Annotated in this window: 10 protein-coding genes; 3 read left to right on the top strand and 7 right to left on the bottom strand. The window is 59.2% G+C overall.

What is annotated here, in order from left to right; all coding sequences use genetic code 11:
- Positions 1 to 942 precede the first annotated feature (942 nt).
- From pobA to ACIQ17_RS25215, 6 genes are read right to left on the bottom strand one after another with little or no spacing between them, the layout of a single operon-like run.
- On the bottom strand, positions 943 to 2,115 hold the full coding sequence (pobA, locus tag ACIQ17_RS25240; protein WP_398472014.1) for a 4-hydroxybenzoate 3-monooxygenase: 1,173 nt from the start codon (positions 2,113 to 2,115) through the stop codon (positions 943 to 945).
- 22 nt (positions 2,116 to 2,137) lie between these two features.
- Positions 2,138 to 2,914 carry an SDR family NAD(P)-dependent oxidoreductase gene (locus tag ACIQ17_RS25235; RefSeq protein WP_398472013.1) on the bottom strand — a complete coding sequence of 259 codons (777 nt, stop codon included), beginning with the start codon at positions 2,912 to 2,914 and terminating at the stop codon, positions 2,138 to 2,140.
- Positions 2,911 to 3,723: an SDR family NAD(P)-dependent oxidoreductase gene (locus ACIQ17_RS25230; RefSeq protein WP_398472012.1), complete on the bottom strand. Its 813-nt coding sequence runs from the start codon at positions 3,721 to 3,723 to the stop codon at positions 2,911 to 2,913. Before ACIQ17_RS25230 ends, ACIQ17_RS25235 begins: the two co-directional genes overlap by 4 nt.
- Before the next feature lie 8 nt (positions 3,724 to 3,731).
- Entirely contained in the window at positions 3,732 to 4,061 is a 330-nt protein-coding gene (locus ACIQ17_RS25225; RefSeq protein ID WP_398472011.1) for an NIPSNAP family protein, read from the bottom strand.
- Positions 4,062 to 4,072: 11 nt separating this feature from the next.
- Positions 4,073 to 5,311, bottom strand: coding sequence for an ABC transporter substrate-binding protein (locus ACIQ17_RS25220; RefSeq protein WP_398472010.1), 1,239 nt, complete (start codon positions 5,309 to 5,311; stop codon positions 4,073 to 4,075).
- Positions 5,312 to 5,358: 47 nt separating this feature from the next.
- On the bottom strand, positions 5,359 to 7,074 hold the full coding sequence (locus ACIQ17_RS25215; RefSeq protein WP_398472015.1) for an FAD-dependent oxidoreductase: 1,716 nt from the start codon (positions 7,072 to 7,074) through the stop codon (positions 5,359 to 5,361).
- A gap of 170 nt (positions 7,075 to 7,244) precedes the next feature.
- Between ACIQ17_RS25215 and ACIQ17_RS25210 the strand changes: the two genes are divergently transcribed.
- Entirely contained in the window at positions 7,245 to 8,129 is an 885-nt protein-coding gene (locus ACIQ17_RS25210; RefSeq protein ID WP_398472009.1) for a helix-turn-helix domain-containing protein, read from the top strand.
- 257 nt (positions 8,130 to 8,386) lie between these two features.
- Here ACIQ17_RS25210 and ACIQ17_RS25205 read toward each other — a convergent pair whose 3' ends face one another.
- Positions 8,387 to 9,169 (bottom strand): SDR family NAD(P)-dependent oxidoreductase, encoded by a 783-nt coding sequence (locus ACIQ17_RS25205; RefSeq protein WP_398472008.1) that lies wholly within the window; start codon positions 9,167 to 9,169, stop codon positions 8,387 to 8,389.
- A gap of 170 nt (positions 9,170 to 9,339) precedes the next feature.
- On the opposite strand from ACIQ17_RS25205, the gene ACIQ17_RS25200 reads away from it, so the two are divergent.
- Both ACIQ17_RS25200 and ACIQ17_RS25195 read left to right on the top strand, forming a co-directional pair.
- Positions 9,340 to 10,521, top strand: coding sequence for a CaiB/BaiF CoA transferase family protein (locus tag ACIQ17_RS25200; RefSeq protein WP_398472007.1), 1,182 nt, complete (start codon positions 9,340 to 9,342; stop codon positions 10,519 to 10,521).
- 74 nt (positions 10,522 to 10,595) lie between these two features.
- Positions 10,596 to 10,912 (top strand): CoA transferase (locus ACIQ17_RS25195; protein ID WP_398472006.1); only part of this gene is annotated, 317 nt, incomplete at its 3' end.

The following is a 10,912-nucleotide window of genomic DNA, read 5'->3' as shown; positions in this document are numbered from 1 at the left end:
AGCATGAGACTCGTCGGCGCAACTTTTCCCTCGACTTTGGCCCCATTCGCGGCCCTTTTTCGACTAGGCGAATCAAGATTATCCGCAGCACGAATCTACGCGATCAAGTGCAGTTGGGAGTGTCGAGCGCATTCCTTAAGACTATGAGGCTACGTCCATCCCAATCTCTAGTGGCACATGATCTACAAAGCGCCCCGTTTTGCATCCAGCGCCATACGTGAATCAACCGCTACTGCATCAACGTGCGCTTATAGATTATTTGGTTCGTGATATGGCACTGCGGTGCCCATGAGCATCTTACTGTCAAAGAGCAAAAAGCAGACACACTGCCGAGCTTCAACTCGGAGGTGCCGGCGAACAGCGCAAAGCGCAGCGTTCGTATTGCAAAGAAAGGTTACAGCTCCGCGAATGGCATAGCGGTCAAAACAATCATAATTACGATCATCTTGTCATTGGTGCCGCGCATAATATGCGTTCGGCTGATGCGAGTGCACGATTGTCGTCATATCATGCTTGTCAGCCTCTCCGGGCCCGAAGGTCACGAGAAACACCAGTTCCATTTTTGCAAAGAAGACGATATCCGCCGCATTGGGTCGCCAAAATAAGTGGTCAGTCCCTCACTGGTGCCGAGAGTTGAGCGGGTAACGACCAGGCCCATGGTAATGCTGCAAGAACGACCATGATCGGATCCACGCCCATCAGCGATCGACTTAGTTAGATCGGCGCGCAAATTACGTAGTTCAGTGAGGCCAAACCGACGCCGAAACCATAATTCAGTGTAAGCGAAATTTGAATAAGCGTCATCGTGCGCCTACTCAATATCATCGGCTAGGTGTACGCGTGGCGCCTGTTTCAGACGACTAACTAACACCATCCATTTTTAGACACTTAGATTCGAGACCTCCGAAACGTAGGTGTTTAACGGCCGCATGGCGTTACTGATTAAAAGGGAAGTCCAACATAATTCTCGGCGAGCGAGGTTGTTGCCGCCTTCGAATGGATCAAATAATCGAGCTCCGCAAGCTGCAGCCGCTCCGCAAAACCATCGTCGGCGGACATCCGATGCAGCATCGATGTCATCCACCAGGAAAAGCGTTCCGCTTTCCAAACTCGCGCCAATGCACGCTGCGAATAGCCATCCAGGCCTGCCGACGACTTTTCGGCATAATATTCGCGCAGCGCCTGAGAGAGATAATGCACATCGCTGGCCGCCAGATTGAGCCCCTTGGCGCCGGTCGGCGGCACGATATGCGCGGCGTCGCCGGCCAGGAACAGTCTCCCGAACCGCATCGGCTCGGCGACGAAACTTCGCAGCGGTGCGATGCTCTTTTCCAGCGACGGGCCGGTCACCAGGCTGTCGCGCGCCTCCGGATCGAGGCGGCATCTGAGCTCGTCCCAGAACTGCGCATCCGACCAGTCCTCGACGCGCTCATCGAGACTGCATTGCAGATAGTAGCGGCTGCGCGTCATTGAACGCATCGAGCACAGCGCAAAGCCGCGTTCGTGCCGCGTATAGATCAGCTCCTCCGCCACCGGCGGCGTATCAGACAGCAGCCCCAGCCATCCGAACGGATAGACGCGCTCGAAAGTCTGGATGGCCGAGGAAGGGATGCATTGCCGGCTAACGCCGTGGAACCCATCACAGCCGGCAATAAAATCGCAATCGATGGTCACCTCGCGTCCCTCTTGGACGAAGCTCACAATCGGAGACGCGCCATCGATCCCGTTCGGCTTGACATCCTTTGCATGATAGATCGTCCGCAGCCCAGCCGCAGCGCGAGCATCCATCAGGTCTTGGGTGACTTCGGTCTGGCCATAGACCGCAACCGTGCGGCCGCCGGTCGCTACCTTGAAGTCGATGGTATGGCGCTGCCCGGCAAATGTGAGATAGATGCCGGAATGGATCAGCGCCTCCCGATGCAGGCGCTGCCCCACCCCAACCTGCTCCAGCAGTTTCACGGTGCCCTGCTCAAGCACGCCCGCGCGAATGCGACCGAGGATGTAGTCGCGGTCCTGCCGTTCGACAATAATGTTGTCGATACCGTAGTGATGAAGCAACTGACCGAGCAGAAGACCCGCCGGTCCGCTGCCGATAATGACAATCTGTGTACGCAAATTCGGTGTCCCGATCATGAGGTCACGTGGGTGACGATGCGTCACCCGCATCGCCGAAGGCGGCCCATCCGCCATCCACCGACAGCACCGTGCCGGTGATGTAGCTCGCGGCTTTCGAGGCCAGGAACTGGATCGCCTGGGCGATCTCCGCGGGATCGGCAAGTCGCGCCATCGGGATGCGCCGCTGCAGCCGCGGCCCGTCGACAAAACCGTCTGCCTCGAGCTTTTTCACCAGCGCGGTCGCGACAAAGCCGGGTGCAACGGCATTGACGCGGATGCCGTCGGCGGCCCATTCGCAGGCCAATGATCTCGTCATCATCGCGATGCCTGCTTTGGCGGCGCCATAAGCGTTGCGCCGCGGCAGCCCCGTGACGCCGGCGATCGAACTGATATTGACGATCGCGCCCGCGCCGCCCGCCTTCAGGAGCGGATGCGCCTCGCGTGCGCAGAGGAACGTGCCACCGAGATGGATGCTTAGCACCTTATAGAAACTTTCGAGCGTCTGTTCGGTGGTCGGCAGATGCGGGCTGCCGATGCCCGCATTGTTTACCAGCGCATCGAGCCGTCCGAACCGTGCCTCGATCCCCCCGAACACCCGGCGGACATCCACTTCGCTCGCCACGTCGCAGCCCAGTGCCAGATTCATGCTGCCGAGTTCGCGCGCCCGCTCCGCCACTTTCGCTGCATCGATATCGATCAGGCAGACGGCATAGCCGCTCTGTGCGAAAGCAGTGGCCGTGGCCCAGCCGATCCCGTCACCCGCGCCCGTCACCGCGACGACCGGTTGATCCCCGCTCATGCTTTCGACTCCCCATTCGCATTGCGGTCGAAGCCCGGCCGCGGCACCATGCCCATGAGGACGTGGGACAATCCCCCATCCACAACGATGTTCTCGCCATTGATGTAATCGGCACGGTTGCTGGCCAGGAACACCACGGCATTGGCGATATCCTCGGGCTGGCCAACACGCCGCCGCGGCACCAGCGCCGTCCGCGCCTCGCGGACGCCGGCGGTGTCATAGATGCCGCGTGTCATCGGCGTCTCGATGAGGCCGGGGCTGACCACGTTGCTGCGCACGCCATGCGGCCCCCATTCATCCGCCAACTGCCGCGACAGCATCACGATAGCCGCCTTGCTGGCGCTATAGGCGCCGCTATAGCTTTGCGGCGCATGGGCCGCGATCGACGCCACATGCACAAGAGCGCCGTTGCCGGCCTTCCGCATCGGTTCGCCAAACACCTGGGCGCAGCGCAGATAAGCGGTCAGGTTCAGGGCCATAATGGCGTCCCAGTCCGCGATGGACAGCGTGGCCAGATGCCCGGCCCGCATGGTGCCAGCATTGTTAACCAGGATGGTGGGAGATCCGAATTTTTCGGTAATCATGCGCTGCGCCTCGCGCACGCTCTCGTCATTGGTGACATCGCAGCGGATCGCCGTGGCGCGGCCGCCCGCGGCCACGATCGCGTCGACCGCTGCGCTCTGGTCCTGCAGGTCCATCAGCACCGCATGGGCTCCAACGGCAGCAAGGCCCGCGGCAATGCCGCGGCCGATGCCGCCACCGGCGCCGGTCACGACCGCCGGCTGGCCGCTCAGATCGATCCAGTTCATCATCATCCTCACTTCAGCGACGGCAGATCCACTCGGCGGATCAGCCGGTTTTCCTGCGCTGTGATCAGATGTCCGGAGGCTTTAAGATAAGCGGGCCAGTCCGGATCCTTGTCGCGCTCGGCATGGCACCGCTCGAATTCGCCCATATCCGGGAAACCCCAAAGATGGACCACCTGGTTCAGCGGCCCGACGGCGCTGGTATACATGCCGAGCGGACGCCCGAGATATTTCAGCTGCACGGGCATCGCGAGGCGATCGAACACGTCGATGAATTCCGCCATCTTGCGCAGCTGGATCGTATAGGTGCGGAGATCGACAATCGGAGCGTCAAACGTCATCGCATTTCACCTCACGCCTTCAGATAAGGGCAGCCGCCGTCTTCGATCGGTCGGAAGGCTTCTTCGGTCGGCAGGGTCGAGACCAGCTTGAAAACATCGCCCGGTCCTTTGCTCTCCTCCGGGCGCTTGACCTGGAACAGATAGGCCGGATGGATCTTGCGGCCGTCCTCGCGGATTTTGCCCTGCCCGAAGCAGTCGTCATCGGTCGGCATCTTCTTCATGAGGTCGACGACATCGCGGCCTGCCCGCGCGCGCTCGACGCCGAGTTCCTTCACCGCCTTCAGGTAATGCGTGACACAGGCGTAGTCGCCGGCCTGGCTCATATTCGGAAAGGTGTTCTTCGCCAGCCGCGGCCTCACGCGCTCCATGAAGGCGCGGGTGCGGTCGTTGAGATCCCAGTAGAACGTCTCGGTGAGCGAGAGCCCCTTGGCCGTTGGCAAACCCATGGCGACCACATCAGTGATATAGCCGATCATCGCCGCCATTCGCGTGCCATTGGCGTCGAGGCCGAATTCCTGCGCCTGCTTCAGCGCCGAGATCAGTTCGCTGCCGGAATTGGCAAAGCCGATCACCTCGGCGCCGCTCGATTGCGCCTGCAGCAGGAAGGACGAGAAATCGGTGGTTGAGCCGAACGGATAGCGCACCGCACCTAACACCGTGCCGCCGGCGGCCTTGATGAACTTGGTCGCATCTGCTTCCGCTGCATGACCGAAGGCGTAATCCGCGGTGATGAAGAACCACTTCTTGCCGCCGGTGCGCACCACCGAAGTCGCGGTGGAATGCGACAGGCACCAGGAGTCCCACGACCAGTGCACCTGGTTGCGGCTGCAGCCCTTGCCGGTCAGATCGGAGCTGCCCGCGGTGGTAATCATCGCGACCTTGTTCTGGCCCTCGATCAGATATTTGGCGCCGAGCGCGATCGAGCTGTTGCCGACATTCTGGATCATGTCGACGCCATCCTGATCGAACCATTTGCGGATGATGCCGAGGCCGACATCGGCCTTGTTCTGATGATCGGCCACCAGAAGTTCGACCTTGATATCGGGATTGCTGCTCTTGAACTCGGCGATCGCCTGCTCGACACAGGCCACCGTGGTCGGCCCCGAGACGTCACGATAGACGCCGGACATATCGGTGATGACACCGATCTTGATCGGCTTGGCGGCACCCTGCGCGCGGACCCGCGACAACGGGGCCAGAGTCGCGGCGGCGAGCGTTCCGGCGACAAATGTGCGTCGATCGATGGTCATGTAGTTCCCTCCAAATTGGATTTTGATTTATTGATTGGTCGAAACACTCACGCCGCGCTTGCCGCGTCGTCGTGTCCAGCAAGATGACGCCCGGTGATGTAGCCGAAGGTCATGATCGGCCCGAGCGTGATGCCGGCGCCAGGATAGTTGCCGCCCATGATGCTGGCGCGGTCATTGCCCACGGCATAAAGCCCCGGGATCGGCTGCGACGCCCGCGTCAACACGCGCCCCACGGTATCGGTGGTCAAGCCATCGAAAGTGCCGAGATCGCCCATAAAAATCTGCAGCGCGTAATAAGGGCCCTTGCCGATCGGCGCGACATTGGGATTGGGCTTGTGCTCGGGATCGCCGAGAAAGCGATTGAAGGCGGTAGTGCCGCGACCAAACTGGCGATCCTCGCCAGCCGCCGCGCCGATATTGTAGTCCGACACAGTGCGGTGCAGGCCGCCGAAATCGACGCCGATTTTCGCCGCGAGATCGCGCAGGCTCGATGCGGATTGCAGATAGCCGTTGCGCAGATAGATGCCGATCGGCACCGGCGCCGGCTTGGCATAGCCGAGACCGTATTTGCGGATGGTCGCGTGATCGCAGATCAACCAGGCGGTGGTCTCGCGCTCGCCAGCGTGATCGGCGATCATCGCCGCCCCGGTGTCGTGATAGGAATTCGACTCATTGGCGAATCGCAGGCCGCGGCGGTTTACCGCGATGACGCCTGGCTTGTAGCGATCGACGAGATGCGGGAAGACGCCGGTGCGCCCCTGCCCCATCGGCACTTTCGACACCGGCATCCAGGCCGCCGCGTTGGGGAAGCGAATATCGCACACCGCGCCCGCGGCTTCGGCCATCTTGATGCCGTCACCGGTGTTGCCCTCGAGCGTCGGCGACACATGCTCGCCGCCTTGCGCCAAATGCGGGTAAGCGCGCGCGATCCGCTCGAGATCGTGCGGGAAGCCGCCGCAGGCGAGCACCACGCCGCGCCGCGCCACGATCCGTCGTTCGCGGCCGCCCGACGATACGACCGCACCGGTGACGGCACCGTTCTCGATCAGCAGATGCTTTGCCGCCGTGCCGGTGACGATGGGAATCTTCAGATCGAACGCCGTCTTTGCCAGCCGCGCCACCAGCGCATTGCCGCTGGTGATCTGCACGCCGCGGCCATACAGCGCGAGATCTTTGAAATGGCTGACCAGGCGCTTGGCCACATAGACCGCGGAGCGCAGCGAGCGCGTGGCGCGGAAGAAATGCTTGAGATCCTCGTTGGAGGAATTGAACATCATGCCGATGAAAGTGATGGTCGACAGCGGCGGCCGCAGCCGCTTGATCTCGTCGCCGAGATTTCGCGCGTCATAAGGCGCGGCGGTCACCGAGCGGCCGATCGCCGCGCCGCCCGCCACGTCGGGATGATAATCGGGATAGCCGGACAGCACGAATTTGGCCTCGGTCTCGCGCTCGAAGAAATCGAGCATGCGCGGCCCCTGGTCCAGAAACGCGTCGATGGCTTTTTCGCTGAAATAGTTGCCGGTCTCGTTGCGCAGATAGGTGACCGCGGCGTCGCGGCTGTCGGCATGGCCGGCCCGCGCCGCATGCGCATTGCCTGGAATCCACAGCACTCCGCCGGAAAACGCCGTGGTGCCGCCGAAGTGATCTTCCTTTTCGATGACGACGACGTCGAGGCCGTGCTTCTTGGCCGTGATCGCCGTCGACAACCCGCCTGCACCGGATCCGATGACGAGAACCTCACAGGTTTGCGTGCCATGTTCCATGCGTTCCCCCAGCGGCGCGCCATGGCGCCGCGCTATGCTCGACATTGCCGCGATCATCCAGACCGGCAGCATCTTCCGCAATGGACGATTTGATCATTTTATTGTACTTTTCGTGAGCGCCCGCTTTTGCGTTGCAGCGCACAACAAGTTCACCGATCGGGACGACGCGCATGATACCGCACTATTTTTTGTATCAAGAGCGCTCGCAGGAGATCGATGCGTCGTTTCTGCATATCGAGCCCATCGTGGTGCGCAGCAGCCGCCATGATTGGATAATCCGAACGCACACCCATCCCGATCATCACCAGATCCTGCTGCTGTCGAAAGGCGGCGGCACCATCGAGGTCGAGGACGAAGCCTGGCGCCTGACGCCGGGCACGCTGATCATGGTGCCGGCAATGACCGTGCACGGCTTCCGCTTCAAGCGCGGCACCAACGGCCTCGTGATCACCGTGTCTACGTCCTATCTGCGCTCGATCCTGCGCGATGACCCCGACCTTCTCAGCAGCCTGGCGCGGCCGGCGCGGTTTCTGCCGCAGGATCTGGGCGACAGCATCGAATTGAACAAAGTTTTTGCCGCGCTCGAGCGCGAATTCGTATGGGCGGCACCGGGACGCAGCGCAGCCATTCGCGCCTACCTTCATCTCATTGCAATAACGGTACGCCGTCTTCACGGAAAACTAGAAAAGCCTGCAAAGGCTGGCACACACGGCGTCGATACAGTTTTAAGATTTCGCGAGCTGATCGAAGTATCGTATCGCAATCACCTTCCGCTATCGGCGCTCGCGCGCAAGCTTGGCATTACCACCGCACGGCTGAACGCCTTATGCCGCAGCACGACGGGAAAATCATCACTGGAGTTGATTAACGATCGCCTACTGGTCGAAGCAAAGCGCAAGCTGCTTTACTCCAGCCAAAACGTTGCCGAAATAGCCGCATCACTCGGCTACTCCGATCCCGCCTACTTTAACCGGTTCTTTTCTAAGAGCGTCGGAAAATCGCCTGGTGCGCTTCGGAAAAGCTTTCTGAGCACTTTTAAGAAGCGTGGCCTTTAACTTCTATCTGGCATCAGCACGTTTCTCGTAGCTTCGTTGCGCTTTCAAGCGCGACCGACGCAGTCTGACGTGGCTCGAGCGACGCTGAGTCGTTGATATCGCCGCCATGTAACCTCACGAAAACTACGTTTCCTGCGTCGGTACTCAGACTTCTTATACACAGCAACTCGTATCTGGAAGGCGTAGGGCAAGATGATATCTTAACCGAAAGCTATTCTCGGCGATTCCGAAGAACAAAGGACCGCATCTTCCAACCGTCATGCCGCAGAAATCCCTCCATTAACGCTGATACCTTGGCCCGTGATCTTTGATGAACCCGGGCCCGCCAAGAAGACGCAGATCGGGGCGATATCTGATGGCTCAACGACACCTAGCCGAGCTTTCCGTTCGGCCTTCTCAAATAGCTTGCGGCTAAACTCGCTCGACATCACTCTGTCGTAAGCTGGCGTGTTCCGAACGATTGAAGGCGTAAGACAGTTTACCCTGATCCCATAACGGGACGTCTCGAGTGCTAACGTTCGGCTGAACATCAGAGTAGCCGCCTTACATCCACCGATTACAGACTCACCCGGAGTTGCAATCTTCGCAGCGTCAGAAGCGATGTTTATTATAGACCCTCCACCATCTTTAATGAGAAGAGGCAACATGGCGTGACACACGAACACCACAGAAAGGTAGTGCGCATCGATCAATCGCACTAGTTCTTCTGGCCGTGCTTCGTGGAAGACCTTCGGCGGCGTCGGGCCGCTGATGCTGTTGACCAGAACATCAACACCACCGAATGTCCTCTCGGCTTCTTCAGCTAGACGGGCTGCACCAGCGTACTCTGTCGGATCTGCCTCGACGAACCTAATATCCGCTCTCGGGGCTCGCGCTTTGATCCGCTCAACGCCATCGGCACCCCGCGCTCCGTTTCTACCGTTGATGATTATTCGCGGTACGCCAGCCTCCGCAAGTTGGGCCGCGATCTCGAACGCAATCCCACTGGTTGACCCTGTAAGGACTGCGGTGGAATCGGTCAGTTTTTTTATTTGGATCATGTTCCATCCTAAGTTCACTGAAGCTGAGCCGGGCTAAGCTCAGGGCAAGCGCTTTGATTGTCGCTCTACAAATCCCTGACCGAGCTTGACACGATTTTGGTATTTTGGTCTAACCATTTTAACAACCAAATCAGCCCTCTTAACAGCTCGCATACCTTTGGGAGATCCATGTGGCCGGTCCGCTGACGGGTTTGAAGGTCATTGAAATGGCCGGGCTCGCGCCTGGTCCGTTTTGTGCGATGTTGCTTGCGGACATGGGCGCGGAAGTTCTCCGCATCTGTAGAGCCCCGGCTGCGGCGGATAAGGGCGATCCCCATCACCAACTCTTGAATCGAAATAGGCGAACAATCGTTATCGATTTGAAGTCGGACCGCGGAATCACGATCACGAAGCGCTTGATCGACCAAGCCGACGTATTGATAGAGGGATTCAGGCCAGGTGTGATGGAAAGGCTGGGACTAGGTCCAGACACCTGCCTCTCTGCCAACCCGCGACTAATCTATGGTCGCATAACAGGTTGGGGGCAAATTGGGCCATTGGCGAATACTGCGGGTCACGACCTTAACTACATCGCTCTAACTGGCGCTCTTCATTCGCTAGGACGACGAGGCGAGGCACCGGCAATTCCGCTCAACATGCTCGGCGATTTTGGAGGCGGCGGCCTCTTCCTTGCGTTTGGCGTATTGTCTGCTCTATTTGAAAGATCACGCTCAGGTCTTGGACAGGTTGTCGATGCCGCTATGGTCGATGGCGTATCAGCGCTTATGACCTACGTCTTCGGCAAGCGGGCAGCCAACCAGTGGAGCGATGTCCGCGGTGAGAATCTTCTTGATGGCGCATCCCCTTGGTATCGCGTGTACGAAACCAGAGATCGGCTTTTCGTTACTATCGCTGCCGTAGAAGACAAGTTCTATGATAAACTTCTCAAGCTATTGAACTTGGACAAGACGGAACTTCCACCGCGTAGCGAGCGGGATAGTTGGCCCATCCTACACACTCGCTTTAGCCACATATTCCGCAGCAAGACTCGAAGAGAGTGGTGTGAACTATTCGATGGCCACGACGTCTGCTTCGCGCCAGTCCTGAGTATTCCTGAGGCAGTCAATCACCCGCACAATATCTCTCGCGGCGCTTTCGTGAAGGTCGATGGTGTACTCCAGCCAGCTCCGGCTCCTCGCTTTAGTCGAACACCAGCAGGCGCACTCGTGCTGCCAGATTCGCCCGGCACCCTGACCTCATCGCCGCTACTTGAGTGGGGCTTTACGGAGGATGAACTGGCGCAGGACAACTCGAATGGAGCTTCTGAATTGCCGATTGAACGGACGCGTGCGCACGCGAAAGCGCGATCGTAGCTAGTGATTACTTGGTCCGGGCCTTCATCCGCTGCCACTACATTTCTTCTGCCACGCAGATCGGGTTTACCAATATGAAGCACGAAAGCTCAAAAAATAAGCCACGACCTCTGGCAGGAATCCGTGTTCTTGATTTCTCAATAATGATCGCCGGCCCCTATTGTACGAGACATCTGTCAGATCTCGGCGCCGAGGTGATTAAGGTCGAGTCGCCGGATGCAGACTACTTAAGAAGCCGAGAGCCAATACGAGATGGGCAGAGTACCTATTATGGCCAGATCAACTGCGGAAAGCGCAGCATCATGCTCGACCTCAAAAAGCCGGACGATGTAATCACCGCCCGAGAACTCGCTGCGTCGGTTGACCTTGTAGTTGAGAATTTCCGCCCAGG

It is taken from the genome of Tardiphaga sp. (genome assembly GCF_044340795.1).
Lineage (GTDB): Bacteria > Pseudomonadota > Alphaproteobacteria > Rhizobiales > Xanthobacteraceae > Tardiphaga.
The sequence above is the reverse complement of the archived record's forward strand: the minus strand, read 5'-3'. Positions and strand labels throughout refer to the sequence as shown.

What these genes read in the sequence shown, in the direction of transcription:
- ACIQ17_RS25220 (WP_398472010.1), bottom strand. Translation starts at nt 5,311, where the DNA reads ATGACCATCGATCGACGCACATTTGTCGCCGGAACGCTCGCCGCCGCG.
- ACIQ17_RS25225 (WP_398472011.1), bottom strand. Translation starts at nt 4,061, where the DNA reads ATGACGTTTGACGCTCCGATTGTCGATCTCCGCACCTATACGATCCAG.
- ACIQ17_RS25230 (WP_398472012.1), bottom strand. Translation starts at nt 3,723, where the DNA reads ATGAACTGGATCGATCTGAGCGGCCAGCCGGCGGTCGTGACCGGCGCC.
- ACIQ17_RS25215 (WP_398472015.1), bottom strand. Translation starts at nt 7,074, where the DNA reads ATGGAACATGGCACGCAAACCTGTGAGGTTCTCGTCATCGGATCCGGT.
- ACIQ17_RS25210 (WP_398472009.1), top strand. Translation starts at nt 7,245, where the DNA reads ATGATACCGCACTATTTTTTGTATCAAGAGCGCTCGCAGGAGATCGAT.
- ACIQ17_RS25205 (WP_398472008.1), bottom strand. Translation starts at nt 9,169, where the DNA reads ATGATCCAAATAAAAAAACTGACCGATTCCACCGCAGTCCTTACAGGG.
- ACIQ17_RS25235 (WP_398472013.1), bottom strand. Translation starts at nt 2,914, where the DNA reads ATGAGCGGGGATCAACCGGTCGTCGCGGTGACGGGCGCGGGTGACGGG.